Genomic DNA, 25,977 nt, shown 5'->3' with positions numbered 1-25,977 from the left:
CGGCCGCAACCATCCGACGGACCGGAGGAACCGTGCCCCGCACCCTGGCCAGCGCCCCGATCATGATCCTCAACGGCCCCAACCTGAACCTGCTCGGGCAGCGCCAGCCGGAGATCTACGGCAAGGACACGCTCGCGGACGTCGAGGCGCTGTGCGCCAGGACGGCGAAGGCGCACGGCGGCACGGTGGACTTCCGCCAGTCCAACCACGAGGGCGAGCTGGTCGACTGGATCCACGAGGCACGCCTGAATCACTGCGGCATCGTGATCAACCCGGGCGCCTACTCGCACACCTCGGTCGCGATCCTGGACGCGCTCAACGCCTGCGACGGCCTGCCGGTGATCGAGGTCCACATCTCCAACATCCACCGGCGCGAGTCGTTCCGGCACCACTCCTACGTCTCGCTGCGCGCCGACGGGGTGATCGCGGGGTGCGGGGTGCAGGGGTACGCGTTCGGCGTGGAGCGGGTGGCCGCGCTGGCGGGACCGGCGCAGGCCGACGCGTAAGTACCTCCGCGGGCACCCCTGCCTCTCCGGGGACGCGGGCGCCCCCGGCCTCCTGGGACCCCGACCGCCCCTCCTACAGGCGGCCGGCCTCCACGATCCGCCGCAGGAAGCGCCGGGTGCGCTCCTGCTGCGGGTCGCCGAACACCTGCTCGGCCGTCCCGCGCTCCAGGACCACCCCACCGTCCAGGAAGCACACCTGGTCGGCGACCTCCCGCGCGAAGCCCATCTCGTGCGTGGCCAGCACCATGGTCATTCCGTCGGCCTTGAGGTCGCGGACGACGCCGAGCACCTCGCCGACCAGCTCGGGGTCGAGGGCGGCGGTGACCTCGTCGAGCAGCAGCAGCCGTGGCCGCACCGCGAGGGCGCGCACGATTGCCACCCGCTGCTGCTGGCCGCCGCTCAGCCGGTCCGGGTACTCGTCCGCCTTCGCGAGGAGCCCCAGCCGCTCCAGCAGCTCACGCGCGTGTGCCTCGGCCTTCGCGCGCGGGACGCCGTGCACGCGGCGCGGGGCGAGCGTGATGTTCTCCAGCACGGTCATGTGCGGGAAGAGGTTGTACGCCTGGAACACCACGCCGATGCGGCGCCGTACGGCGTCCTGGTCGGCGCGCGGGTCGGTGATCTCCTCGCCGTCGAGCCAGATCGCGCCGTCGTCGATGTCCTCCAGCAGGTTGGCGCAGCGCAACAGGGTGGACTTGCCGGAACCGGAGGCGCCGATCAGGGCCGTCACCGTGTGCGGCGCGACCTCCAGGTCGACGTCCCGCAGGACGACCGATCCGCCGAAGGTCTTGCGGACCGACTCCATCCGCAGCACGGGCGCGTCGCTCACAGTGCTCCTCCCTGGGCCCGCCGGCGGTCCATCCGGGCCGTCACCCAGTCCGTGAACCGCGTCATCGGGATGGTCAGCGCCACGAAGACCAGGCCCGCGACGATGTACGGCGTGTAGTTCAGGCTGCGGCCGACGATGATGTCCGCGGCCCGTACGGCGTCGATCGCGCCGCCGATCGACACGAGACCGGTGTCCTTCTGGAGGGACACGAGGTCGTTCAGCAAGGGCGGCACCTGGCGGCGCACCGCCTGCGGCAGGACGACGTGCCGTAGCGCCTGCCGGTTGGTCAGGCCCAGCGAGCGGGCCGCCGCGCGCTGCGAGGGGTGGACCGACTCGATGCCGGCGCGGAACACCTCGGCCACGTACGCCGAGTACGTCAGCGTCAGCGCCGTACCGCCGAGCAGTACCGGGTCGACGGTCACGCCCTGCAGGCGCAGCGCCGGGACCCCGAGGACGACGATCATCAGGTTGATGATGAGCGGCAGCCCGCGGAAGAAGTCCGTGTACGCCGCGGCGAGGGCGCGCAGCGGGAAGAACACCGGGCCGCGCAGGGTGCGGGCGATGGCGATGAGCATGCCGAGGACCAGTACGGCGGCGCCGCACACCAGCAGCAGCCGGACGTTCAGCCACAGGCCCTCCAGGACCTTCGGCAACGCCTCGCGCGCGTAGTGGGCGTCGAAGAACGTCTCCCGGGTGCGCGACCAGCCGGGCGCGTTGACGACGACCAGGTACAGGACGACGCCGGTGACGAGGGTCGAGAGGGCGGCGACGGCCGTGGCGCGGCGGGCACGCGTGCGACGGTAGCGCTCGCGCTCGAGCCGCCGCGGCGACGGGACGTACTCGTCCCGCGCGCCGGACTGCTCCTCCGTCACGGTCACTTGAGCACCGGCGCGTCGACGGCGTCGGAGAGCCACTGCTGTTCCAGCCGGGCCAGCGTGCCGTCCTTGCGCAGGGCGTCGACGGCGGTCGTCACGCAGGAGGTCAGCGCGCTGCCCTTGTCGAGCACCAGGCCGAACTGCTCCGGCGTACCGGCCTTGTTCTCGAACTGGCCGACGATGGTGCCGTCGGTCACCTCGGCGGCGGTGATGTAGAACGCGGTCGGCAGGTCGGTGACGATGGCGTCGACCTGGCCGTTCTTCAGCGCGGACTTGGCCTGGTCGTTCTTGGCGTAGACGGCCGCCTGGTGGGTGGGGCGCACGACGTCGTCGATGTAGTCCAGGCTGGTGGTGCCGACCTGCGCGCCCAGCTTGAGGCCCTTGAGGTCCGCGATGCTCTTCGCCCGCGCGGCCTTCGTGCCCTTCAGCGCGATGACCGCCTGGCGCACGTCGTAGTAGCCGGAGGAGAAGTCCACGGCCTTCTTGCGCTCGTCGCTGATGGACACCTGGTTGACGTCGAAGTCGAAGGTCTTCTCGCCGGGCGCGAACGCCTTGTTGAACGGCACGCTCTGCCAGACCACGGCGCTCTTGTCGTACCCGAGCCGCTGGGCCACGGCGTAGGCCACGGCCGACTCGTAGCCCTGGCCGTTGGCGGGCTTGTCGTCCTTGAACCACGGCTCGTACGCCGGTTCGTCGGTGGCGACGGTCAGCTTGCCGGAGGTCCTGGTGGCCAGCTTGCCCGGGGCGCAGGCGGTGCTCGCGGTCGATCCGGAGGGCGAGGCGTTCGTCGACTCCTCGGGCTGCGGGGCGCAGCCGACAGCGGTGGCGAGCAGGGCGACGGTGACGGCGACGACGGCACGGCGCAGCGCGCGTGGAGCAGGGTGCATGGCGGGAGATTGACACCCGGGGTCCCGTTTGTCGAGGTCATGCGATCATCTGTCCGCATGGTGGGAACGGGTGTTGCGGCCGTGTGAACGCCCGCCCGGGCCGCCGGCCGAGGGCGGGGGATGAGGTGGACCGGCGGCCCTGCCGAGCGGGAGCCGTCATCCCGCGCGGGCCTGCCCCCAGTTGACCGCGCAACGAACCGCCCGGGGAAGCGCGCGCGCACCACCGGCGCGTGCACGCGCTTCACACGGGGCGCGCGTACGGCAGTTTCACCACCCCCGCGCGCCCACGTCCGGCCGCGCCCCGCCCGGTGCGTCACCACCCCCGCGCGTGCCACTCCGGCAGGTGCGGGCGCTCGGCGCCCAGTGTGGTGTCGTTGCCGTGTCCCGGGTAGACCCACGTCTCGTCGGGGAGCGCGTCGAAGATCTTCGTCTCGACGTCGTGGATCAGCCGGGCGAACGCCCGGGGGTCCTTGCGGGTGTTACCCACTCCCCCCGGGAACAGGCAGTCCCCGGTGAAGACATGGGGGTGCCCGTGCGGGTCGTCGTAGACCAGGGCGATGGAGCCAGGTGTGTGGCCGACCAGGTGGCGGGCGACGAGCTCCACCCGGCCGACCCGGATCACGTCGCCGTCGTCGACCCGCACGTCGGTCGGCACCGGGATGCCGTCGGCGTCGTCGCGCCCCGCGTACGTGCGCGCGCCCGTGGCCGCCACCACCTCGGCCAGCGCCTGCCAGTGGTCGCCGTGCTGGTGGGTGGTGACGACGGACGCGATGCCGTCGTCGCCGATCGTGCCGAGCAGCGTGTGCGCGTCATTCGCCGCGTCGATCAGCAGCTGCTCGTCGGTGGCCCGGCAGCGCAGCAGGTAGGCGTTGTTGTCCATCGGGCCGACCGCGATCTTGGTGATCATCAGGTCCTTGAGCTCGTGCACGTCCGCCGGACCGCCGACCCGCACCTCTCCGCTGTACGTCATGGCGGCAGCCTATAGCGGGGGCAGCGTGGGCAGGGGCCCGCCGGTGACGGTCAGCGCGGAGCCGTCGCGGCGGCCGGCGAGCCACCCCAGGAGGTCGGCGGCCGGGCCCGTGACGGTCACCTCGGGGGCGTCCGCGGCCCGTCCGGTGGTCCACGCGCGTGTGCCGTCCGTCACCCGGGTCGGGGGCACGTTCGGGTTCCCGGAGAACCGCTGGGCGAGGAAGTCGATCTCGCGCTCGGTGAACTCGGCCGGCAGGTCCTCCAGCTCGTAGCCGATCCCGAGGTCCACGTGGTGCAGCTCGACCTCGATCCAGCGCCGGAACGGCACGCGCGCGGCGGAGTCGGTGACGCCGTTGCGCAGCTCCACCGTCCGGGACCAGTCCGCGGGGGCCGCGCCGGCCTCCTGGAACCGGGCGCCGCTCTCGCGCAGGTCGGCGAGCTGGGCGGCCGCCGGACGGGGCGCGTCCCGCTCGATGTCGCCGTCCCGGGCGTCTCCGGAGGCGTACATCGGACGCCCCTCGAGCACGTTCACCAGGGCGTCGGCGTTGCGGGCGAGGTGGGCGAGCACGTGGCCGCGGCTCCAGCCGGGCAGCCGCGACGGCTCGGCGAGGGCGGCGTCGTCCAGCGCGGCGACTGCGGTCAGCAGCCGGTCGGTCGCTTCCCGTACAGACGCCAGGTCATGAGCGTGATCAATCATGGTGCTGACCCTAGCCGCGCCACACCTTCGGGTGAAGGTGGCGAAGCACGGCCGTTAATCGAATGCACGTGCTATAAGGTCGAGCCTGGCGTCGGGCATGCTGGAGGGCTGGGGATTGTTTGCATCCAGTGAACCAACCCGGGAATCCGACCGGCGTTGTCAGTGGCTCCCCCTAGTCTGAAAGAGACGGGGGCCCCGCCCCTGTCTCTTCTCTCAAGAAAGGTGCGGACCGGCGTGGCCGACCGTCTCATCGTCCGTGGCGCGCGCGAGCACAACCTGAAGAACGTCTCGCTCGAGCTGCCCCGTGACTCGCTCATCGTCTTCACGGGCCTGTCCGGGTCGGGCAAGTCCTCCCTGGCCTTCGACACGATCTTCGCCGAGGGCCAGCGGCGCTACGTGGAGTCGCTCTCCTCGTACGCCCGCCAGTTCCTCGGCCAGATGGACAAGCCGGACGTCGACTTCATCGAAGGCCTGTCGCCCGCCGTCTCGATCGACCAGAAGTCGACCTCGCGCAACCCGCGCTCGACGGTCGGCACCATCACCGAGGTCTACGACTACCTGCGCCTGCTCTTCGCGCGCATCGGCAAGCCGCACTGCCCCCAGTGCGGCCGGCCCATCACGCGCCAGTCGCCGCAGGCCATCGTCGACAAGGTCCTGGAGCTGCCGGAGGGCAGCCGCTTCCAGGTGCTCTCCCCGCTGGTGCGCGAGCGCAAGGGCGAGTTCGTCGACCTCTTCGCCGACCTGCAGACCAAGGGCTACTCCCGTGCCCGCGTGGACGGCGAGACGGTCCAGCTGTCCAGCCCGCCCACGCTGAAGAAGCAGGAGAAGCACACCATCGAGGTGGTCGTCGACCGCCTCACGGTGAAGGAGTCCGCCAAGCGGCGCCTGACCGACTCGGTGGAGACCGCCCTCGGCCTGTCCGGCGGCATGGTCGTGCTCGACTTCGTCGACCTCCCCGAGGGCGACCCCGAGCGCGAGCGGATGTACTCCGAGCACCTGTACTGCCCGTACGACGACCTGTCCTTCGAGGAGCTGGAGCCGCGCTCCTTCTCCTTCAACTCGCCCTTCGGCGCCTGCCCCGAGTGCACCGGCATCGGCACGCGCATGGAGGTCGACCCGGAGCTGATCGTCCCCGACGAGGAGAAGTCCCTCGACGAGGGCGCCATCCACCCCTGGTCGCACGGCCACACCAAGGACTACTTCGCCCGGCTCATCAACGCCCTCGCGGACGCCCTGGGCTTCCGGACCGACATCCCCTTCGCCGGTCTGCCCCAGCGCGCCAAGAAGGCCCTGCTGCACGGCCACAAGACCCAGATCGAGGTCCGCTACCGCAACCGGTACGGCCGCGAGCGCGTCTACACCACGCCCTTCGAGGGCGCCGTGCCCTTCGTCAAGCGGCGGCACAGCGAGGCCGAGAGCGACGCCAGCCGCGAGCGCTTCGAGGGCTACATGCGCGAGGTGCCCTGCCCGAGCTGTCAGGGCACGCGCCTGAAGCCGATCGTCCTCGCGGTGACGATCATGGACAAGTCCATCGCCGAGGTCTCCGCCATGTCCATCAGCGACTGCGCGGACTTCCTGGGCAAGCTGAAGCTCAACGCGCGCGACAAGAAGATCGCCGAGCGCGTGCTGAAGGAGGTCAACGAGCGGCTGCGCTTCCTGGTCGACGTCGGCCTGGACTACCTCTCGCTCAACCGCGCGGCCGGCACCCTCTCCGGCGGCGAGGCCCAGCGCATCCGCCTGGCCACCCAGATCGGCTCCGGCCTCGTCGGCGTGCTGTACGTCCTGGACGAGCCGTCCATCGGCCTGCACCAGCGCGACAACCACCGGCTGATCGAGACCCTGGTCCGGCTGCGCGACATGGGCAACACCCTGATCGTCGTCGAGCACGACGAGGACACGATCAAGGTGGCCGACTGGATCGTCGACATCGGCCCCGGCGCCGGCGAGCACGGCGGCAAGGTCGTCCACAGCGGCGGTCTGAAGGAGCTCCTCGCCAACGAGGAGTCGCAGACCGGCCAGTACCTGTCGGGCCGGAAGTCCATCCCGCTGCCGGACGTGCGGCGCCCGCTGGACCCCTCGCGCCGGCTCACGGTGCGCGGCGCCCGGGAGAACAACCTGCGGGACATCGACGTCTCCTTCCCGCTCGGCGTGTTCACCGCGGTCACCGGCGTCTCCGGCTCCGGCAAGTCGACCCTGGTCAACGACATCCTGTACACGCACCTGGCGCGCGAGCTGAACGGCGCCCGCGCCGTCCCGGGGCGGCACACGCGCGTGGACGGCGACGACCTCGTCGACAAGGTCGTGCACGTCGACCAGTCGCCGATCGGCCGCACCCCGCGCTCGAACCCGGCGACGTACACCGGTGTCTTCGACCACATCCGCAGGCTGTTCGCCGAGACCACCGAGGCGAAGGTCCGGGGCTACCAGCCCGGGCGCTTCTCCTTCAACGTCAAGGGCGGCCGCTGCGAGAACTGCTCGGGTGACGGCACCATCAAGATCGAGATGAACTTCCTCCCGGACGTCTACGTCCCGTGCGAGGTCTGCCACGGCGCCCGGTACAACCGGGAGACCCTGGAGGTCCACTACAAGGGCAAGTCCATCGCCGAGGTGCTCAACATGCCGATCGAGGAGGCGACCGGGTTCTTCGAGGCGGTCCCCGCGATCGCCCGCCACCTCAACACCCTCAAGGACGTCGGCCTGGGGTACGTGCGGCTGGGGCAGTCCGCGACCACGCTGTCCGGCGGCGAGGCCCAGCGCGTCAAGCTCGCCAGCGAGCTGCAGAAGCGCTCCACCGGCCGCACGGTCTACGTCCTGGACGAGCCGACCACCGGTCTGCACTTCGAGGACATCAGCAAGCTGCTGAAGGTCCTGTCCGGCCTGGTCGACAAGGGCAACTCGGTCATCGTCATCGAGCACAACCTCGACGTGATCAAGACCGCCGACTGGGTCATCGACATGGGCCCCGAGGGCGGCGCGGGCGGCGGCGTGGTGGTCGCCGAGGGCACGCCGGAGGAGGTCGCCGGGGTGCCGACCAGCCACACCGGCAAGTTCCTGCGCGAGATCCTCGGCGCCGACCGGATCAGCGACGCCGAGCCGGTCAAGGCCCCGCGCAGGACGGCGGCGAAGAAGACGGTCGCCGCCAAGGCGACGGCCAGGAAGACCGCCACCGCCCGGACCGCTGCCACCGGGACCGCCGACGGCGCGACGGCCAAGAAGACGGCCGGAGCGACGAAGGCGAGCGCGGCGAAGAAGACGACCCGGGCCCGCAAGGCCTGAGGTCGGCGAGGTTCACGGCGCCCCGCGGGAACTCCCCGCGGGGCGCCTCCCGTTGTCCCCCGACGACCGACCACCCGACGAGCGCTCACCACGACCGACCACCCGACGACCGCTCACCCGGCACCGGCTCACCCGGCGACCGCCCCGCCTCAGAACTCGCCGACCTCCCGGAGGTACGGCGGCTCGGCGCCCGCTCGGGAGCAGGTGACCGCCGCCGCGCGCGCCGCGAACCGCAGCAGCCGCTCCCAGCCCGCCGGGTCGAGCCCGGACAGTGCCTCGTGCGACAGCGCGTCCAGCCGGGCGAGCCCGTGCAGCAGGGCGGCGTTCACCGTGTCGCCCGCGCCGATCGTGTCCACCACGTCGACCCGCTCGCCCGGCACCGAGTGGACCCCGCCGCCCCGGGTGTAGGCGGTCAGACCGTCACCGCCCCGGGTGACCACGACCGCCGAGGGACCGGCCGCCAGCCACTCCTCCGGGGTGCCGCCCAGCCACCCGGCGTCCTCCTCGGACAGCTTCAGCAGGCTCACCGAGGGCAGCCAGGTCGTGAACCGCGTCCGGTAGGCGTCCGCGTCCGGGATCAGCCCCGGACGGATGTTCGGATCGAGCGCGGTGAACACCCCGCTCGCGGCCGCGTCGCGCATCAGCTCCTCGTACGCGCTCGCCCCGGGCTCCAGGACCAGCGAGCAGGTGCCGAAGGAGACGGCGCACGTCCCCGCGGGCAGCCCGGCCGGGACGGCGAACAGGCGGTCGGCGGTGCCGTCCACGTAGAACGAGTACGAGGCCGAGCCGTGCGCGTCGAGCGTGGCCACCGCGAGCGTGGTCGGCTCCGGGCCGCGCTGCACCGCGGAGACGTCCACGCCCGCCCCGCGCAGCCCGTCGAGCAGGGCTTCGCCGAAGGCGTCGTAGGAGGTCCGCGAGCAGAACGCGGTGGGGGAGCCGAGGCGGCCGAGGGCCACGGCCGTGTTGTACGGGCCGCCGCCGAGCGCCGGCCGCAGGGGCGCCAGGGCGCCCTGGCCCTGCGGCACCAGGTCGATCAGGGCCTCACCGGCGACGACGATCACGAGCGGTCTCCTCTCTCGGGCTGCTCCTCGGGGCAGCCGCAGGACGTGCGATGGACGAAGGCGCAGGGCAACCGCACGGTCCGGGCCGGCCGCCGCGGGGCGTCGAGGCGTTCGAGCAGCACCCGTACGGCCTCGGCGCCGATCTCCCGGCCGGGCTGGGCGATCGCGGTGAGCCGGGGCGAGAACAGGTCGGCCCAGGCGAAGTCGTCGAAGCAGCACAGGGCGAGGTCGTCGGGCACGGACAGACCCCGGTCGCGCAGGGCGCGCAGCGCGCCGATGGTCATGGCGTTGTTGCCGGTGACCAGGGCCGTCGGCGCGCTGGCGAGCGACAGCAGCCCGGCCGTGGCCCGCCGGGCGCCCTCGGACGCGGAGTCGCCGTGCACCAGCAGCCGCTCGTCGTACGGCAGTCCCGCCGCGGCGAGGCCGAGCCGGTAGCCGGCGATGCGCTCCGCGGTGGTGCTGAGGCCCGCCAGACCGGCGACCAGGGCGATCCGGCGGTGCCCGCGCTCCGCGAGGTGGGTGACCAGCCGGGACATCGGTTCCGTGTTCTCGGCGCACACCTGGTCGAAGCGGGGCGCACCGTCGAACGCGCCGCCGCCTTCGGCGGTGTCCTCGACCGTGGTCCCCGCGGTGCCCTCTGCCGGGGCTCCCCCCGGCGTGTCCACGGTCCGGTCGAGGAGGACGGCCGGGACGCGGTGGCGGGTCAGGTAGGCCAGCAGCGCGCTCGGCTCGGCGGACGGGGCGACGATCATGCCGTCCACGCGCCGCTCGTGCAGCAGCTGCACCACGGCGCGCTCGTGCTCCGGGTCGTCGTGCGGGTCGGCGATCAGCAGGCCGTAGCCGCGCTCCCGGGCATTCGCCTCGACGCCCTGGAGGATCTCCGTGAAGTAGGGGTTGCTGATCGCGGACACCGCGAGGCCGATGGACCGGGTGCGGGCGGTGACCAGGGAGCGGGCGAGGGTGTTGGGGGTGTACCCCAGCACCTCGACGGCGTCGAGGACGGCCTGGCGGGTGTGGGGGAGGACCGGCCGGGTGTCGTTGAGCACGTGGGACACCGTGGCCACGGACACCCCGGCGTGCCGGGCGACGTCGGCCATGGTCGGCATGGTGCTCCCGCCCTCTCTATCCATCCCTCCGGCGGGGGGACCGTATCGCATCCCGCACGGGACGTAAACGCTTACGCGAACGCTTGCGTCCTCGTCCACTATCGTGCGGGGGCCGACTCTCGGCCCCGATCCCGTGACCCCTGGAGCCCGCATGTCCGCCCGCCCCTCCGCGACCCGCCGCACCGTCCTGCGGGGAGCGGCCGTCGCCCCCGTCGCCGGTCTCGGCGCCGCCTGCTCGCCGACCGGCGGGACGACGGCGCGGGCCACACCGACGGCGCCGGTCGGGCTGGGCGCGGAGAGCGACGTCCCGAAGGGCGGGGCCCGGCTCTACCGGGACCACGACGTCGTCGTCAGCCGGTCGGACGACGGCACGCTGAAGGCGTACAGCTCGATCTGCACGCACGCGGGGTGCGCGATCAACAGGCTGGACGGGACCACCCTGATCTGCCCCTGTCACGGCAGCGAGTTCGACGCCACGACCGGCAAGGTGCTGCGCGACCCGGCCACCGAGCCCCTGCACGAGCTGCCGGTGAAGGCCGAGCGGGGCACGATCGTGGCGGGCCCGGGAGCCTGAGACCAGCACCCCCGGAGGACGGCGGTTCCTGACGCCGCAGGCCGGCACCGCCCGCGGACGGCCCCGCGTGCCCGGCGGCCGCACCCCCGCGGCCGCCCGCCGTCACTCCCAGTCCCACGCGATCCCCGGCATCCCCGACCGCACCCGCGGCTCCACCAGGTGGACCGAGTGGTGGCGGCGGCTCAGGGGCAGGTCCTGGCGGCCCCCGCGGGGCGCGGCCGGCGAGTGCTGGACGAAGCGGTGGCAGCGCACCGGCAGGGCGCGCGCGTCGAAACGGACCTGGAGGGCGTACTGGCCGCCCGCCGGACCGAATCCGCGCACGTACTCGCGGCAGACGCCCGCCGTGCCGTCCTCGACGGCGTACCGGAAGAGGAAGGTGTCACCGGAGCGCAGCCGGGTGTCGAACAGCAGCTCGGCGACGAGGATCCCGGTGGCCGGGTGCAGGCGCACGCGCCCGGTGCGGCAGTTCTCCAGGGCGTGCACGGCCATCCGCTCGGGCGCGCAGCCGGGGTCGCCGTGGTGCACGGCGACGAAGCGGTCGACGCCGTCGCGGTGCGCGCGCACGATGTGGTGGGCCTCCCGGCCGAGCAGTTCGCGGCGGGCCCCGATGCGCACCCGCTCGTGGTGGCCGAGAGTGTGCAGGCCGCCGTCGAGCGGGGCGCCGAGGTCCCCGAGCAGACGGTGCAGCACCTCCGACGCCTCCTGGACGGAGCGGTAGGAGCGCGCCGCGGGCCGGCCGGTCCCGGTCGCCGGGCCGGTGTCGGCGAGCAGCCGGATCAGTGACTCCTCCGGCAGCTGGAGGATCTCCTCCAGGGCTCGTACCGCGCGCAGCGACTCGGGGCGCTGCGGGCGCCGGGCGCCCTGCTGCCAGTAGCTCAGACTGGTGACGCCGACCCTCACCCCGTGACGCGACAGGTGGTGCTGGACGCGCTGCAGGGGCAGCCCCCGGGCGGCGATGGCGGCGCGCAGCGCGACGTGGAAGGGGCCGCCCCGCAGGGCCGTGTCCAGTTCCGCGGCGGCGACACCGGCCGCGGCGTCCGCGTGCTGTGTGGCGTGCGGCATGCAGGGGCCCCTCCTCTGTGGAAGCTCACAACGGCTGGTCAGACCGTCGCGCGTCAGTGCTCGGGGCCTCCTCGTGGACGCCGGGCCTCGTCGCGCTCCCTGCGGCGTCGTGCACGGCCCCGAGTTCCCCCGCATTGAAGCGTGTTGACCAACACCCGACAACACCCGCGACGGGGGTTCGGCGCGCGGATGGCCGACTCGGGACCCCGGACCGTTGTCCACAGCCACACCGGAGTGTCACCCCACGCCAGTAGGGTGTGAGACATGGCCGACCCCTCCAGCTACCGCCCCAGGCCGGGTGAGATCCCGGACTCCCCGGGGGTGTACCGGTTCCGCGACGAGCACCGCCGGGTGATCTACGTCGGAAAGGCGAAGAGCCTGCGCCAGCGCCTGGCGAACTACTTCCAGGACCTGGCCGGACTGCACCCGCGCACGCGTTCGATGGTGACCACCGCGGCGTCCGTGGAGTGGACGGTGGTGTCCACCGAGGTCGAGGCGCTGCAGCTGGAGTACTCCTGGATCAAGGAGTTCGACCCCCGGTTCAACGTCAAGTACCGCGACGACAAGAGCTACCCGTACCTCGCGGTCACCATGAACGAGGAGTTCCCGCGCGTGCAGGTCATGCGCGGCCACAAGAAGAAGGGCGTGCGCTACTTCGGGCCCTACGCGCACGCGTGGGCGATCCGCGACACCGTCGACCTGCTGCTGCGCGTCTTCCCCGTGCGCACCTGCTCCGCGGGCGTCTTCAAGAACGCCGCCCGCACCGGCCGGCCCTGTCTGCTCGGTTACATCGGCAAGTGCTCCGCGCCCTGCGTGGGCCGCGTCGACGCCGAGGACCACCGGGACCTGGCCGAGGAGTTCTGCGACTTCATGGCCGGCCGCACCGGCACCTACCTGCGCCGTCTGGAGAAGCAGATGGTGCAGGCGGCCGAGGACATGGAGTACGAGCGGGCGGCGCGGCTGCGCGACGACATCGGGGCCCTGCGCAAGGCCATGGAGAAGAACGCGGTCGTGCTCGCGGACGCCACCGACGCCGACCTGATCGCGGTCGCCGAGGACGAGCTGGAGGCGGCCGTCCAGATCTTCCACGTGCGCGGCGGACGCGTGCGCGGCCAGCGCGGCTGGGTGACCGACAAGGTCGAGGAGATCACCACGGGCGCCCTCGTCGAGCACGCCCTGCAGCAGCTCTACGGCGAGGAGACCGGCGACGCCGTCCCCAAGGAGGTCCTGGTCCCCGCGCTGCCCGACCCGCTGGAGCCGGTGCAGGAGTGGCTGACCGGGCGCCGCGGCTCGGCCGTGTCCCTGCGCGTGCCCCAGCGCGGCGACAAGCGGGCCCTGATGGAGACCGTCGAGCGCAACGCCCAGCAGTCCCTCGTCCTGCACAAGACCAAGCGGGCCTCCGACCTCACCACGCGCTCGCGGGCGCTGGAGGAGATCGCCGACGCCCTGGAGCTGGACGGCGCCCCGCTGCGCATCGAGTGCTACGACATCTCCCACCTCCAGGGTGACGACGTCGTCGCCTCCATGGTGGTCTTCGAGGACGGCCTGGCCCGCAAGAGCGAGTACCGCCGCTTCCAGATCAAGGGCTTCGAGGGCCAGGACGACGTCCGCTCGATGCACGAGGTGATCACCCGCCGCTTCCGGCGCTACCTGGCCGAGAAGGAGCGCACGGGGGAGTGGTCGGACGACGAGCACACCCTCGCCGACGGCGACGCGCCCACGGGTGCCCTGAAGGACGAGGACGGCCGGCCGCGGAAGTTCGCCTATCCGCCGCAGCTCGTCGTCGTGGACGGCGGGCAGCCGCAGGTCGCGGCGGCCCGGCGGGCCCTGGACGAGCTGGGCATCGACGACATCGCCGTGTGCGGCCTCGCCAAGCGCCTGGAGGAGGTCTGGGTGCCCGGTGAGGACGACCCGGTCGTGCTGCCCCGCACCAGCGAGGGCCTGTACCTGCTGCAGCGCGTGCGGGACGAGGCGCACCGCTTCGCGATCACCTACCAGCGCAGCAAGCGCGCCAAGCGGTTCCGGGCCGGTCCGCTGGACGACGTACCGGGTCTCGGTGACACCCGCAAGCAGGCGCTGATCAGGCACTTCGGTTCGGTGAAGAGGCTGCGGGGCGCGACGGTCGAGCAGATCTGCGAGGTCCCGGGCATAGGCCGCAAGACGGCCGAGACGATCGCCGCGGTCCTCGCCCAGGCGGTCCCGGGCGGCCCCGCCGTGAACACGGCGACCGGAGAGATCATTGAGGACGAGGAACCCGGTACGACGGCGGGTTCCCCAGGGGAGCCGGTGCGGACCGGCGCCCCGGACGAACGACGGGGGCAGGAGCCATGACCGAGCACGAGCAGCAGCCCACAGCACAGCGAGATCCCGCACCCGGCGACGCGGGCGAGCACCCCGTCCCGCAGGGTGAGCATCCCGTCCCGCAGGGCGGGCGTCACGACAACGGAGCACAGGTGAGCCAGGACAGCACAGGGCCGGGGATCCCGGAAGCGGCCATTCCCGAGCTGGTGATCATCTCCGGCATGTCCGGGGCCGGGCGGTCGACCGCCGCCAAGTGCCTGGAGGACCTCGGCTGGTTCGTCGTCGACAACCTGCCGCCCGCGCTGATCCCCACGATGGTGGAGCTCGGCGCCCGTTCCCAGGGCAACGTGGCCCGGATCGCGGTCGTCGTCGACGTCCGCGGCCGGCGCTTCTTCGACAACCTCCGCGAGTCGCTCGCCGACCTGGAGGCCAAGCAGGTCACCCGGCGGATCGTCTTCCTGGAGTCCTCCGACGACGCCCTGGTGCGCCGCTTCGAGTCCGTGCGCCGCCCGCACCCCCTCCAGGGCGACGGCCGCATCGTCGACGGCATCGCCGCCGAGCGCGAGCTGCTGCGCGAGCTGCGCGGCGACGCCGACCTGGTGATCGACACCTCCAGCCTCAACGTGCACGAGCTGCGCGCCAAGATGGACGCCCAGTTCGCCGGCGAGGAGGAGCCCGAGCTGCGGGCCACCGTCATGTCGTTCGGCTACAAGTACGGCCTGCCGGTCGACGCCGACCTCGTCGTCGACTGCCGCTTCCTGCCCAACCCGCACTGGGTCCCGGAGCTGCGCCCCTTCACCGGCCTGAACGAGGAGGTGGCGGGTTACGTCTTCAACCAGCCCGGCGCGAAGGAGTTCCTCGACCGGTACGCCGAACTCCTCCAGCTGATCGCCACGGGCTACCGTCGGGAGGGCAAGCGTTACGTGACCATCGCCGTCGGATGTACGGGCGGCAAACACCGGTCCGTGGCGATGTCGGAGAAGCTCGCCGCGCGTCTGGCGGCCGAGGGTGTGGAGACGGTGGTAGTGCACCGGGACATGGGACGGGAATGACAGGACGAACACCGCGGCTGGGCCGGCTGCGCAGGGCGGTGCCCGAGGGACGCGCAGGCCGGCCGGTCGAGGCCCGGGGCGGCAAACCGCGCCGCCGCGGCACCCAGCCCAAGGTCGTCGCGCTCGGCGGCGGCATGGGACTGTCCGCCTCGCTGGCCGCGCTGCGCCGGATCACCGGCGACCTCACGGCCGTCGTCACGGTGGCCGACGACGGCGGCTCCAGCGGCCGCCTGCGCGACGAGCTGGGCGTGCTGCCCCCCGGCGACCTGCGCAAGGCGCTGGCCGCGCTGTGCGGCGACGACGACTGGGGCCAGACCTGGGCCCGGGTCATCCAGCACCGCTTCCAGTCGCAGGGCGAGATCAACGGGCACGCGGTGGGCAACCTGCTGATCGTCGCCCTGTGGGAGCAGCTCGGCGACCACGTCCAGGCCCTGGACCTGGTCGGCAAGCTGCTCGGCGCGCAGGGCCGCGTGCTGCCGATGTCCGCCGTGCCGCTGGAGCTCCAGGCCCTGGTCAGGGGACACGACCCGGCGCGCCCGGACGACGTCGACACGGTCCGGGGACAGGCCACGGTCGCGCTCACCCCGGGTGAGGTGCAGTCCGTGCACCTGGTGCCGCACGACCCGCCCGCCGTCCCGGAGGCCGTCGCCGCGGTGCTGGACGCCGACTGGGTGGTTCTCGGGCCGGGGTCCTGGTTCTCCTCGGTGATGCCGCACCTGCTGGTGCCGCAGCTGCTGGACGCCCTGATGGAGACGAAGGCGCGCCGGGTGCTCGTGCTGAACCTCGCGCCGCAACCGGGAGAAACCGAAGGGTTCTCCCCGCAGCGTCATTTGGAGGTTTTGGGCCGACACGCCCCTAAACTCGCCCTGGACGTGGTGCTGGCCGACGAGGCCGCCGTGCCCGACCGCGACTCCCTGGCCGACGCCGCCCAACGGTTCGGAGCCGCGATCGAGCTGGCGCCGGTGGCCCGGCCCGACGGGACTCCGCGGCATGATCCGGAGCTGCTGGCCGCCGCGTACGACCGTATTTTTCGGATGCATGGAAGGATCGGCCCATGGCGATGACGGCAGCGGTGAAGGACGAGATCTCCCGGCTCCCCGTCACCCGGACCTGTTGCAGGAAGGCGGAGGTCTCCGCCATCCTGCGGTTCGCCGGCGGCCTCCACCTGGTGAGCGGCCGCATCGTGATCGAGGCGGAGCTGGACACGGCGATGGCGGCCCGCCGCCTCAAGCGGGACGTGCTGGAGATCTTCGGGCACAGCTCGGAACTGATCGTGATGGCACCGGGCGGACTGCGGCGCGGCTCGCGCTACGTGGTGCGCGTGGTCGCGGGCGGCGACCAGCTGGCCCGCCAGACGGGCCTGGTGGACGGACGGGGGCGCCCGATCCGGGGCCTGCCCCCGCAGGTGGTCTCGGGGGCCACCTGTGACGCGGAGGCCGCCTGGCGCGGTGCCTTCCTGGCGCACGGCTCGCTGACCGAGCCGGGCCGCTCCTCCTCCCTGGAGGTGACCTGCCCCGGCCCCGAGGCCGCGCTCGCCCTGGTCGGCGCCGCCCGCCGGCTGTCGATCGCCGCCAAAGCCCGTGAGGTGCGCGGGGTGGACCGGGTCGTGGTCCGTGACGGCGACGCCATCGGCGCCCTGCTGACCCGGCTCGGCGCCCACGAGTCGGTGCTGGCCTGGGAGGAGCGGCGGATGCGCCGCGAGGTGCGCGCCACGGCCAACCGCCTCGCCAACTTCGACGACGCCAACCTGCGCCGCTCCGCGCGGGCCGCCGTCGCCGCGGGCGCCCGGGTCCAGCGCGCCCTGGAGATCCTCGGCGACGAGGTGCCCGAGCACCTCGCGGCCGCGGGCCGGCTGCGCATGGACCACAAGCAGGCCTCGCTGGAGGAGCTGGGCGCGCTCGCCGACCCGCCGCTGACCAAGGACGCGGTGGCCGGCCGGATCCGCCGGCTGCTGGCGATGGCCGACAAGCGCGCGTCCGACCTCGGCATCCCGGGCACGGAGGCCAACATCAGCGAGGAACTCGCCGACAACCTCGTCGGCTGACGCCCCCTCAGTGAAAGGGCCGGTCAGGACACGGACCGGCCCGACGGCCCGTCAGACGCCGGTGCTCGTCGCTCGATCGGGCGATGAGCACCGGCGTTTTGTCGTTCTTGCGGCACCCTTGACTCGATCATGAGGTGTCATGAGCCTGGCATGTGTTCGCTGCTGCGGCGGACCCATACAAGGGGGGTTCATGAGACACAGAGCGAGATCGATCCTCGCTGTCGGCGCGCTCCTGATCGGCGGAGCGAGCATCGCACCCATCGCCCAGGCCCAGGACGGCGGTCCGGCGCGGACCTCCGACGACGACGGGGTCAAGGTCTTCCGCGCCGAGGTCACCAAGCAGCAGGTGCCCCTCCTCCTGGCCGCCGGCCAGGACGGCCACGAACTCGGAGAGACCGTGCCCGCGAAGGGCACCGCCGCGGTCGAGGTCTACCTCACCGACGACCAGGCGAAGAAGCTCCAGAAGCAGGGCGTCCACCTCACCGAGCACACCCTCACGGCGAAGGCCGAGCAGCGCGTGGAGGCTGCCGCTGACGGGGTGTTCCGGTCGTACAGCGGCAGCGGCGGGCTGAAGGAGGAGATCCTCCGCACCGCCCAGCAGAACCCCGGCCTCACCAAGGTCGTCTCCATCGGCAAGACCCTCAAGGGCCAGGACATCCTGGCGCTCAAGCTCACCAAGGGCGCCCGGAAGGCCAAGGACGGCGCCAAGCCCTCCGTGCTGTACGTGTCCAACCAGCACGCGCGCGAGTGGATCACGCCGGAGATGACCCGCCGGCTGATGCACTACTACCTGGACGGGTACCGGACCGACAAGCGGATCAAGCGACTTGTCGACTCCACCGAGCTGTGGTTCGTGCTGTCGGCCAACCCGGACGGCTACGACTACACCTTCCAGGACCCGGCGAACCGCCTGTGGCGCAAGAACCTCCGGGACGTCAACGGCGACGGCGCCATCTCCACCGGCGACGGCGTCGACCTCAACCGCAACTTCCCCTACAAGTGGGGCTACGACGACGAGGGCTCGTCCCCCAACCCCACCAGCCAGACCTACCGCGGCGCCGCCCCGGCCTCCGAGCCGGAGACGCGGGCGCTGGACGCGTTCGAGAAGCGCATCGGCTTCACCTACGGCATCAACTACCACTCGGCCGCCGAACTCCTCCTCTACGGCGTCGGCTGGCAGGTCGCCACCGACACCCCGGACGACGTCCTCTACAAGGCACTCGCCGGCACCCCGGACCACTCCGCGATCCCCGGCTACCACCCGCAGGTCTCCTCGGAGCTGTACACGACCAACGGCGAGGCGGACGGCCACGCGGCCAACGTCAACCGCATGGCGATGTTCACCCCCGAGATGTCCACCTGCCAGACCGCGTCCGCGCTCGACCCGGACGACCAGTGGAACGCGGCCGACTGCCAGTCGGTGTTCAACTTCCCGGACGACGAGAAGCTGATCCAGCAGGAGTTCGCCAAGAACGTCCCGTTCGCGCTGTCGGTCGCCGAGACCGCCGCCCACCCCGACACGCCGGCGTCGTCGGTCGGCCTGACCGCGGCCGACTTCACCCCGGCCCCGTTCACCACGTCGTACGCGCGCGGCGCCGACCAGGAGGTCTCCGTCGTCGTCCGCAAGGCCGTGCGGAACAAGGAACTGGCGTACCGCATCAACGGCGGCCGCACGCACACCGCGGCGCTGCGGCCCTGGCGGGGCGGCGAGACCTACGGCGGCGACGACAACCTCTACTTCGACGAGTACCGGGCCACGGTGCGGGACGCCGACCCGGGCGACACCGTGGAGGTCTGGTTCACCGGCCGCGGCCGGAGCGGCAAGAAGGCCTCCAGCACGCACTTCACCTACACCGTGGCGGCACGGCCCCGCGCCGACGTCCTCGTCGTCGCCGAGGAGGGCGCCGCCGCCACCCAGGCCCAGGTCTACGTCGACGCGCTGCGGGCCAATGGGCACCGGGCGGCCGTCTGGGACGTCGCCACCCAGGGCGTGCCCGACGCGCTCGGCGTGCTGAAGCACTTCCGCACCGTCGTCCACTACACGGGCGCCCAGGTGCCCGGCAACCCGACCCAGCTCGAACTGCGCGCCTACCTCAACGAGGGCGGCAAGCTGATCGAGGCGGGCGAGCAGGCCGGCGGCAACGTCGACCTCGGCGACGGCACCCCGTCCAACGACTTCAGCCAGTACTACCTCGGCGCCTACTCCCGTACGTCCACCCCAGGCGCCACCGGCTTCACCGGCTCGGGCAAGCTCGTCGGCGCCGGCGGCCCCCTCGGCGACGCGCCCGGCAACCCGCTGGACCGGGCCGGCACCTACGGCGTCACCTCCGACGAACTGCCCGTCTCGTCCTACCCGCAGTTCGCCAGCGCCGGCGCCGGTCAGTTCGCGGGCACCGTCAACCCCTACGGGCCGTACGCGGGGTCGGGCATGGCGGCTGCCGTGCACACCGACGACGCCTACAAGCGCCTCACCCGCACCGTCGACCTCACCGGTGTCCCCGCGGCACAGCGGCCCACCCTGCGCACCCGGCTGCTGTGGGACACCGAGCCGGGCTACGACAACGCGATCGTCGAGGTCCACACCGTGGGCGCCGACGACTGGACCACGCTCCCGGAGGCCGGCGGCGCGACCGGCACGGCCGTACCGGCGGAGTGCGGGGGCGGGTTCTACGTCGGGGAACACCCCTGGCTGACCCACTACCTCACCCTGACCGGCAACGACTGCACCGCGAGCGGCACCACCGGCACCTGGAACGCCCTCACCGGCGCCTCCAGCGGCTGGCAGCCGGTGAACTTCGACCTGAGCGCCTACGCCGGCAAGCAGATCGAGGTGTCGATCAGCTACGTCACCGACCCCGGCAGCGGCGGCCACGGCGTCCTGGTCGACGACGCCTCGCTGGTCGTCGGCGGCACCGCGACCGAGACGGAGGGCTTCGAGACGTCCCTGGGCGCCTGGCGGGCTGCCGGACCGCCCCCGGGCAGCCCGGCCGTCCTGAAGGACTGGACCCGCACCGGGGCCCTGTTCCAGACGTACGGCGCCGTCATCACCGACGACACCGTGCTGCTGGGCTTCGGCCTGGAGCACCTGCGCACGGCGGCCGACCGGACCGCGCTGCTCAAGCGAGCACTGGGTGCGCTCGGACGATGACGAGGGGTGTCGGGGCGAGCCGAACGGATACCCGCAAAAGGAGTGAATGAGCCCCACGGTCTGGGCGGTCCGTACCCTACTTGCGGGTACGGACCGTCCTGCCGTGTATGGGGCAGCTCGATGTCACTCCGGGGGTCCCGGAGAGGTAGGGTCGGGGGTGGTCGGGGACATCCCAAACAGAGCTCGCCGGCACCGCATGGCCGGCGTACCAACGAGGAGATCGGTTCGTGACGATCCGCGTAGGCATCAACGGCTTCGGCCGCATCGGGCGCAACTACTTCCGCGCACTGCTGGAGCAGGGGGCGGACATCGAGGTCGTGGCCGTCAACGACTTGGGTGACACCGCGACCACCGCCCACCTGCTGAAGTACGACACGATCCTGGGCCGCCTGAAGCAGGAGGTGACCCACACCGCCGACACGATCACCGTCGACGGCCACACCATCAAGGTGCTCTCGGAGCGCAACCCGGCCGACATCCCCTGGGGTGAGCTGGGCGTCGACATCGTCATCGAGTCGACCGGCATCTTCACGAAGAAGGACGACGCCGCCAAGCACATCGCCGGCGGCGCCAAGAAGGTCCTCATCTCGGCCCCGGCCAAGGACGAGGACATCACCATCGTGATGGGCGTCAACCAGGACAAGTACGACGCGGCCAACCACCACGTCATCTCCAACGCCTCCTGCACCACCAACTGTGTGGCGCCGATGGCGAAGGTCCTCGACGAGAACTTCGGCATCGTCAAGGGCCTGATGACGACGGTGCACGCGTACACGAACGACCAGCGCATCCTGGACTTCCCGCACAAGGACCTGCGCCGCGCCCGTGCCGCCGCCGAGAACATCATCCCGACCACCACGGGCGCCGCCAAGGCCACCGCGCTGGTCCTGCCGCAGCTCAAGGGCAAGCTGGACGGCATCGCCATGCGCGTCCCGGTCCCGACCGGCTCGGCCACCGACCTCGTCGTGGAGCTGTCCCGCGAGGTCACCAAGGACGAGGTCAACGCCGCGTTCAAGAAGGCCTCCGAGGGCGAGCTGCAGGGCTACCTGACCTACACCGAGGACGAGATCGTCTCCTCGGACATCGTCAGCGACCCGTCGTCCTGCACCTTCGACTCCTCCCTGACCATGGTCCAGGAGGGCACGACGGTGAAGATCCTCGGCTGGTACGACAATGAGTGGGGCTACTCCAACCGCCTCGTCGACCTCACGGTCTTCGTCGGCAACCAGCTCTGATCGCCGCACCAGGCACCTCGATGTGACAGCAGGGCCCCGGCAGCGCACCGCCGCGCCGCCCGGGGCCCTGCCGCACGTACGGATCAGCTCTCCTACCATCAGGGGCATCACGAGCCCTTCAGGAGTCCCCTCAATGAAGACGATCGACGAACTTCTCGCCGAAGGCGTCAGCGGCAAGCGGGTCTTCGTCCGCGCCGACCTGAACGTGCCGCTGGACGGCGGCACCATCACCGACGACGGCCGGATCCGCGCCGTGTTGCCCACCGTCAAGGCCCTCGTGGACGCGGGCGCCAAGGTGGTCGTCGCCTCGCACCTGGGCCGCCCCAAGGGCGCCCCGGACCCCGCCTTCTCCCTCGCGCCGGCCGCCTCCCGCCTCGGTGAACTCCTCGACGGCCCGGTGGCGTTCGCGTCCGACACGGTCGGCGAGTCCGCCGAGGCCACCGTCGCCGGCCTCGCCGACGGCCAGGTCGCCGTCCTGGAGAACCTCCGCTTCAACGCGGGCGAGACCAGCAAGGACGACGCCGAGCGCGGTGCCTTCGCCGACGAACTCGCCGCGCTCGCCGACGTCTACGTCGGTGACGGCTTCGGCGCGGTGCACCGCAAGCACGCCTCCGTCTACGACCTCCCGGCCCGCCTGCCGCACTACGCCGGCTACCTCATCGCCACCGAGGTCGGCGTACTGAAGAAGCTCACCGAGGACGTCCAGCGGCCCTACGTCGTCGCCCTCGGCGGCGCCAAGGTCTCCGACAAGCTCGCCGTGATCGACCAGCTCCTCGGCAAGGCCGACCGCCTCCTCATCGGCGGCGGCATGGCGTACACCTTCCTCAAGGCCAAGGGCTACGAGATCGGCATCTCCCTCCTCCAGGAGGACCAGGTCCCGGCCGTCAAGGAGTACATCGAGCGGGCCGAGAAGAGCGGCGTCGAGCTGGTCCTCCCCGTCGACGTGCTGGTCTCCACCGAGTTCCCGGACCTGAAGGCCAAGGCCCCGACGCACCCCACGACCGTCGCCGCGGACGCCGTCCCGGCCGACCAGATGGGCCTGGACATCGGCCCGCAGACCGGAACGCTGTACGCCTCGAAGCTCGCCGACGCCGCCACCGTCTTCTGGAACGGCCCCATGGGCGTCTTCGAGCACCCCGACTACGCCGAGGGCACCCGGGCCGTCGCCCAGGCCCTCGTCGACTCCAAGGGCTTCTCCGTGGTCGGCGGCGGCGACTCCGCCGCGGCCGTGCGGACCCTGGGCTTCGACGAGAACGCCTTCGGCCACATCTCGACCGGTGGCGGCGCCTCCCTCGAATACCTCGAGGGCAAGACGCTCCCCGGCCTCGCCGCACTGGAGGACTGACCCCGCATGACCACTCGCACGCCGCTGATGGCGGGCAACTGGAAGATGAACCTCAACCACCTCGAGGCCATCGCCCACGTCCAGAAGCTCGCCTTCGCCCTCGCGGACAAGGACTACGAGGCCGTCGAGGTCGCCGTCCTGCCGCCCTTCACCGACCTGCGCTCCGTGCAGACCCTGGTCGACGGCGACAAGCTGAAGATCAAGTACGGCGCCCAGGACATCTCGGCACACGACGGGGGCGCCTACACCGGCGAGATCTCCGGCCCGATGCTGGCGAAGCTGAAGTGCACCTACGTCGCCGTCGGCCACTCCGAGCGCCGCCAGTACCACGCCGAGACCGACGAGGTCGTCAACACCAAGGTGAAGGCCGCCTACAAGCACGGCATCTCCCCGATCCTGTGCGTCGGCGAGGAGCTGGAGGTCCGTGACGCGGGCAACCACGTCGCCCACACCCTCGCCCAGGTCGAGGGCGGCCTGAAGGACGTCCCGGCCGAGCAGGCCGAGAGCATCGTGATCGCCTACGAGCCGGTGTGGGCCATCGGCACCGGCAAGGTCTGCGGCGCCGAGGACGCCCAGGAGGTCTGCGCCGCCATCCGCGGCAAGCTCGCCGAGCTGTACTCCCAGGAGCTGGCCGACGCGGTCCGCATCCAGTACGGCGGCTCCGTGAAGTCGGGCAACGTCGCCGAGATCATGGCGCAGGCCGACATCGACGGCGCCCTGGTCGGCGGCGCCTCGCTGGACGCCGACGAGTTCGTCAAGATCGTGCGTTTCCGCGATCAGTGAGACGAGCTGTGAGTAGGCGGTGACGGCGTTTCGTCGTACCCTTGCGGGGCGTGGTGGGCAGCCACCACGCCCCGTCGTCATCCGAATCCGAGGAAGTTGGTCCAGCCGTGGTTTTGGGGTTCTCGATCGCCCTGATCGTCTTCAGCCTGCTGCTGATGCTGCTGGTGCTGATGCACAAGGGGAAGGGCGGCGGCCTGTCCGACATGTTCGGCGGTGGCATGGCGTCCTCCGTCGGCGGCTCCTCGGTCGCCGAGCGCAACCTCGACCGGATCACCGTGGTGATCGGTCTGCTCTGGTTCGCGTGCATCGTGGTCCTCGGCCTGCTGATGAAGAGCAACAGCTGACACCGACGCACGGCACGCCCCCGCGGCACACTCGTTCCGCACGTAACGCCCCATGTTCGGTACGCGCTCCCCGGCGCGGCCTATCATGGGGCGTGCGTCTGTGTGGGGGTCGGTAACTCCGCGCACTGGACGCGCGTTGGGCCTTACGTAGACTGAGGCGCTCGCAGCGGAGCGAAACGCCGACTCGCTCCGCGGCACCATGACGCAGGGAGTTACGACCGTGGCAAGTGGCAACGCGATCCGAGGAAGCCGGGTCGGGGCGGGGCCGATGGGCGAGGCCGAGCGGGGCGAGTCCGCGCCGCGCCTGCGCATCTCCTTCTGGTGCTCCAACGGGCATGAGACGCAGCCGAGCTTCGCCAGCGACGCGCAGGTCCCCGACACCTGGGACTGCCCGCGCTGCGGCTTCCCCGCCGGACAGGACCGGGACAACCCCCCGGCCCCCCCGCGCACCGAGCCCTACAAGACGCACCTCGCGTACGTCCGGGAGCGGCGCAGCGACGCGGACGGCGAGGCGATCCTCGCCGAGGCGCTCGCCAAACTGCGGGGCGAGATCTAAGGGCCCTCGAACCGGTCGAGCGCGGAGCCCGATGGACACCTCCCGGACCGGTGTGAGGCGGGAGGGGAGGGGAACCCGGTGCAGCCATGCCGCACACCGGACCCCTCAGGGCGAAGCGAGGCGATCGAATGGGACGGGTTCCCGAGGTGGCCGTCGTAGGAGCCGGCATCGTCGGCCTCTGCACCGCCTTCGCGCTGGCCGAACGCGGAACGGCGGTGCGGGTCTACGAGAGCGGCGTTCCGGGCCACGGGCAGTCCGGTGGCCAGTCCCGCATCTTCCGCCACGCGCACGACGACCCCCGCCTGGTCGAATTCACCCGGCAGGGCCGCGCCGTCTGGGACGAGTGGGCCGAGCGGTTGGGGGCCGAGCTGATCTCCGGTGACGGAGTGGTCGCCCTGGGCGGTTCCGTCCCCGAGAGGCTGAGCATCCTTCAGGAGGCCGGCGGCATACCGGCCCGGGCCGTGGACGGCGCCGAACTCCACGAACGCATGCCGCTGCTCGCCGACTACGGCGGTCCCGCGATGCTCGACGAGGGCGGCGGTGCCATCCGTACCCGTACCGCGGTGGAGAGCCTGGCCGGCGCGCTGGGTGACGCCGTGGTCACCGACGAGGTCATCTCACTGCATCCGACGGGCCGCGGCACGGTGGAGGTGCTCAGCTCCGTCGGCCGCGGGGAGTACGCGACGGCCGTGGTGTGCGCGGGCATGGGCACGGCGCGGCTGGCGCGCACCGTGGGACTCTCGCTGCCCGTACAGCCGGCAGCCCACGTCCGCCTCACCTTCCAGGTCAGGGGAGCGCCCCTGGAGCGGGTCGCCTGCCTCCAGGACAGCAGCGGCGACTTCGGCGAGGTCGGCGTCTACGCGACCCCCTACCCCGGCAACAGCCGCTACGCGGTGGGCCTGAGCGAAACGGTCGAGGTGCGGGAGGACGGCAGCTTCGCGGACCCCCAGGCACTGGTGGCGCTCAACGACCGCGCCCGCGCGTACGTCTCCCGCGCCCTGCCCGGCCTCGACCCCGAGCCCGTCGAGTACTTGCACTGCTGGGTGACGAGCCTGCCGTGGAGCGAGGACGGCATGGCGGTCTGGGAAGCCGACGGGATCTACTTCGCCGCCGGGCACAACCTGTTCAAACAGGCACCCCGGCTGGGACGGGCACTGGCCGCGGCGGCCCTGGGCGAAGGCCTCGAGGAGAACCTGCGCCCGGCGGCAGCACTGGGCCGGCCCCGCTGACGGCCCCCTCCGGTCCGCGCGCACCCTACGACCGGCAGGCTGACAGAGCTCTTCGGGGCACCGTGCCCGTGCTGATCAACTAGGTTGGATCCGCTGGGACA

22 protein-coding genes are annotated in these 25,977 nt (G+C 72.0%); 14 read left to right on the top strand and 8 right to left on the bottom strand.

Annotation, left to right across the window (positions count from 1 at the left end):
* The first annotated feature begins 32 nt into the window (after positions 1–32).
* Positions 33–506: a type II 3-dehydroquinate dehydratase gene (gene aroQ / locus E4U91_RS08865; protein ID WP_137306334.1), complete on the top strand. Its 474-nt coding sequence runs from the start codon at positions 33–35 to the stop codon at positions 504–506.
* A 73-nt stretch (positions 507–579) separates the two neighbouring features.
* On the opposite strand, the gene E4U91_RS08860 is transcribed toward aroQ, so the two are convergent.
* The 5 genes from E4U91_RS08860 to E4U91_RS08840 all read right to left on the bottom strand — a co-directional run bounded on the left by E4U91_RS08860 (position 580) and on the right by E4U91_RS08840 (position 4,760).
* A complete protein-coding gene (locus E4U91_RS08860) occupies positions 580–1,308 on the bottom strand; it encodes an amino acid ABC transporter ATP-binding protein (protein WP_137310731.1) in 729 nt (242 codons plus the stop codon).
* A 20-nt stretch (positions 1,309–1,328) separates the two neighbouring features.
* Entirely contained in the window at positions 1,329–2,210 is an 882-nt protein-coding gene (locus E4U91_RS08855; RefSeq protein WP_241678535.1) for an amino acid ABC transporter permease, read from the bottom strand.
* Entirely contained in the window at positions 2,207–3,094 is an 888-nt protein-coding gene (locus E4U91_RS08850) for an ABC transporter substrate-binding protein (protein WP_137306333.1), read from the bottom strand. Before E4U91_RS08850 ends, E4U91_RS08855 begins: the two co-directional genes overlap by 4 nt.
* Before the next feature lie 313 nt (positions 3,095–3,407).
* On the bottom strand, positions 3,408–4,064 hold the full coding sequence (locus E4U91_RS08845; protein ID WP_137306332.1) for an MBL fold metallo-hydrolase: 657 nt from the start codon (positions 4,062–4,064) through the stop codon (positions 3,408–3,410).
* 9 nt (positions 4,065–4,073) lie between these two features.
* Positions 4,074–4,760 (bottom strand): maleylpyruvate isomerase family mycothiol-dependent enzyme, encoded by a 687-nt coding sequence (locus E4U91_RS08840; RefSeq protein WP_137306331.1) that lies wholly within the window; start codon positions 4,758–4,760, stop codon positions 4,074–4,076.
* A gap of 234 nt (positions 4,761–4,994) precedes the next feature.
* Here E4U91_RS08840 and uvrA point away from each other — a divergent pair, with 234 nt between their 5' ends.
* Entirely contained in the window at positions 4,995–8,036 is a 3,042-nt protein-coding gene (gene uvrA / locus E4U91_RS08835; protein WP_137306330.1) for an excinuclease ABC subunit UvrA, read from the top strand.
* Positions 8,037–8,185: 149 nt separating this feature from the next.
* Here uvrA and E4U91_RS08830 read toward each other — a convergent pair whose 3' ends face one another.
* Positions 8,186–9,097 (bottom strand): carbohydrate kinase family protein, encoded by a 912-nt coding sequence (locus tag E4U91_RS08830; protein WP_137306329.1) that lies wholly within the window; start codon positions 9,095–9,097, stop codon positions 8,186–8,188.
* Positions 9,094–10,203, bottom strand: a complete 1,110-nt coding sequence (locus tag E4U91_RS08825) for a LacI family DNA-binding transcriptional regulator (RefSeq protein WP_137306328.1) — start codon at positions 10,201–10,203, stop codon at positions 9,094–9,096. Before E4U91_RS08825 ends, E4U91_RS08830 begins: the two co-directional genes overlap by 4 nt.
* Before the next feature lie 151 nt (positions 10,204–10,354).
* Here E4U91_RS08825 and E4U91_RS08820 point away from each other — a divergent pair, with 151 nt between their 5' ends.
* A complete protein-coding gene (locus E4U91_RS08820; RefSeq protein WP_137306327.1) occupies positions 10,355–10,777 on the top strand; it encodes a Rieske (2Fe-2S) protein in 423 nt (140 codons plus the stop codon).
* A gap of 102 nt (positions 10,778–10,879) precedes the next feature.
* On the opposite strand, the gene E4U91_RS08815 is transcribed toward E4U91_RS08820, so the two are convergent.
* On the bottom strand, positions 10,880–11,839 hold the full coding sequence (locus E4U91_RS08815) for a hypothetical protein (protein WP_137306326.1): 960 nt from the start codon (positions 11,837–11,839) through the stop codon (positions 10,880–10,882).
* Positions 11,840–12,103: 264 nt separating this feature from the next.
* Between E4U91_RS08815 and uvrC the strand changes: the two genes are divergently transcribed.
* From uvrC to E4U91_RS08760, 11 genes are all read left to right on the top strand, one after another.
* Positions 12,104–14,170 carry an excinuclease ABC subunit UvrC gene (uvrC, locus tag E4U91_RS08810; protein WP_137306325.1) on the top strand — a complete coding sequence of 689 codons (2,067 nt, stop codon included), beginning with the start codon at positions 12,104–12,106 and terminating at the stop codon, positions 14,168–14,170.
* Positions 14,167–15,192, top strand: coding sequence for an RNase adapter RapZ (rapZ, locus tag E4U91_RS08805; protein WP_137306324.1), 1,026 nt, complete (start codon positions 14,167–14,169; stop codon positions 15,190–15,192). Before uvrC ends, rapZ begins: the two co-directional genes overlap by 4 nt.
* On the top strand, positions 15,189–16,256 hold the full coding sequence (locus tag E4U91_RS08800; RefSeq protein WP_137306323.1) for a gluconeogenesis factor YvcK family protein: 1,068 nt from the start codon (positions 15,189–15,191) through the stop codon (positions 16,254–16,256). Before rapZ ends, E4U91_RS08800 begins: the two co-directional genes overlap by 4 nt.
* On the top strand, positions 16,247–17,236 hold the full coding sequence (whiA, locus tag E4U91_RS08795) for a DNA-binding protein WhiA (protein WP_137306322.1): 990 nt from the start codon (positions 16,247–16,249) through the stop codon (positions 17,234–17,236). The genes E4U91_RS08800 and whiA overlap by 10 nt, the downstream gene beginning before the upstream one ends.
* Before the next feature lie 190 nt (positions 17,237–17,426).
* Complete coding sequence (locus E4U91_RS08790; protein ID WP_137306321.1) at positions 17,427–20,384, top strand: M14 family metallopeptidase; 2,958 nt, start codon at positions 17,427–17,429, stop codon at positions 20,382–20,384.
* A gap of 227 nt (positions 20,385–20,611) precedes the next feature.
* Positions 20,612–21,619, top strand: coding sequence for a type I glyceraldehyde-3-phosphate dehydrogenase (gap, locus tag E4U91_RS08785; protein WP_137306320.1), 1,008 nt, complete (start codon positions 20,612–20,614; stop codon positions 21,617–21,619).
* Positions 21,620–21,752: 133 nt separating this feature from the next.
* The gene (locus E4U91_RS08780; RefSeq protein WP_137306319.1) at positions 21,753–22,964 is read left to right on the top strand and encodes a phosphoglycerate kinase; all 1,212 of its coding nucleotides are present in this window, start codon (positions 21,753–21,755) and stop codon (positions 22,962–22,964) included.
* Positions 22,965–22,970: 6 nt separating this feature from the next.
* Positions 22,971–23,747, top strand: a complete 777-nt coding sequence (gene tpiA / locus E4U91_RS08775; protein WP_137306318.1) for a triose-phosphate isomerase — start codon at positions 22,971–22,973, stop codon at positions 23,745–23,747.
* 107 nt (positions 23,748–23,854) lie between these two features.
* Complete coding sequence (secG, locus tag E4U91_RS08770; protein WP_079060170.1) at positions 23,855–24,091, top strand: preprotein translocase subunit SecG; 237 nt, start codon at positions 23,855–23,857, stop codon at positions 24,089–24,091.
* 220 nt (positions 24,092–24,311) lie between these two features.
* Positions 24,312–24,647, top strand: a complete 336-nt coding sequence (locus tag E4U91_RS08765) for an RNA polymerase-binding protein RbpA (RefSeq protein ID WP_010352468.1) — start codon at positions 24,312–24,314, stop codon at positions 24,645–24,647.
* Between the two features lie 128 nt (positions 24,648–24,775).
* On the top strand, positions 24,776–25,876 hold the full coding sequence (locus E4U91_RS08760) for an NAD(P)/FAD-dependent oxidoreductase (RefSeq protein ID WP_137306317.1): 1,101 nt from the start codon (positions 24,776–24,778) through the stop codon (positions 25,874–25,876).
* Positions 25,877–25,977: the final 101 nt, after the last annotated feature.

Origin of the sequence: Streptomyces lasalocidi (assembly GCF_005280215.1) — a bacterium.
GTDB classification, from domain to species: Bacteria; Actinomycetota; Actinomycetes; order Streptomycetales; family Streptomycetaceae; genus Streptomyces; species Streptomyces longwoodensis.
The sequence above is the reverse complement of the archived record's forward strand: the minus strand, read 5'-3'. Positions and strand labels throughout refer to the sequence as shown.

What these genes read in the sequence shown, in the direction of transcription:
- rapZ (WP_137306324.1), top strand. Translation starts at nt 14,167, where the DNA reads ATGACCGAGCACGAGCAGCAGCCCACAGCACAGCGAGATCCCGCACCC.
- whiA (WP_137306322.1), top strand. Translation starts at nt 16,247, where the DNA reads ATGGCGATGACGGCAGCGGTGAAGGACGAGATCTCCCGGCTCCCCGTC.
- E4U91_RS08840 (WP_137306331.1), bottom strand. Translation starts at nt 4,760, where the DNA reads ATGATTGATCACGCTCATGACCTGGCGTCTGTACGGGAAGCGACCGAC.
- E4U91_RS08860 (WP_137310731.1), bottom strand. Translation starts at nt 1,308, where the DNA reads ATGGAGTCGGTCCGCAAGACCTTCGGCGGATCGGTCGTCCTGCGGGAC.
- E4U91_RS08760 (WP_137306317.1), top strand. Translation starts at nt 24,776, where the DNA reads ATGGGACGGGTTCCCGAGGTGGCCGTCGTAGGAGCCGGCATCGTCGGC.
- E4U91_RS08845 (WP_137306332.1), bottom strand. Translation starts at nt 4,064, where the DNA reads ATGACGTACAGCGGAGAGGTGCGGGTCGGCGGTCCGGCGGACGTGCAC.
- E4U91_RS08780 (WP_137306319.1), top strand. Translation starts at nt 21,753, where the DNA reads ATGAAGACGATCGACGAACTTCTCGCCGAAGGCGTCAGCGGCAAGCGG.
- E4U91_RS08815 (WP_137306326.1), bottom strand. Translation starts at nt 11,839, where the DNA reads ATGCCGCACGCCACACAGCACGCGGACGCCGCGGCCGGTGTCGCCGCC.
- E4U91_RS08790 (WP_137306321.1), top strand. Translation starts at nt 17,427, where the DNA reads ATGAGACACAGAGCGAGATCGATCCTCGCTGTCGGCGCGCTCCTGATC.
- E4U91_RS08825 (WP_137306328.1), bottom strand. Translation starts at nt 10,203, where the DNA reads ATGCCGACCATGGCCGACGTCGCCCGGCACGCCGGGGTGTCCGTGGCC.
- E4U91_RS08820 (WP_137306327.1), top strand. Translation starts at nt 10,355, where the DNA reads ATGTCCGCCCGCCCCTCCGCGACCCGCCGCACCGTCCTGCGGGGAGCG.
- tpiA (WP_137306318.1), top strand. Translation starts at nt 22,971, where the DNA reads ATGACCACTCGCACGCCGCTGATGGCGGGCAACTGGAAGATGAACCTC.
- E4U91_RS08850 (WP_137306333.1), bottom strand. Translation starts at nt 3,094, where the DNA reads ATGCACCCTGCTCCACGCGCGCTGCGCCGTGCCGTCGTCGCCGTCACC.
- E4U91_RS08800 (WP_137306323.1), top strand. Translation starts at nt 15,189, where the DNA reads ATGACAGGACGAACACCGCGGCTGGGCCGGCTGCGCAGGGCGGTGCCC.
- uvrC (WP_137306325.1), top strand. Translation starts at nt 12,104, where the DNA reads ATGGCCGACCCCTCCAGCTACCGCCCCAGGCCGGGTGAGATCCCGGAC.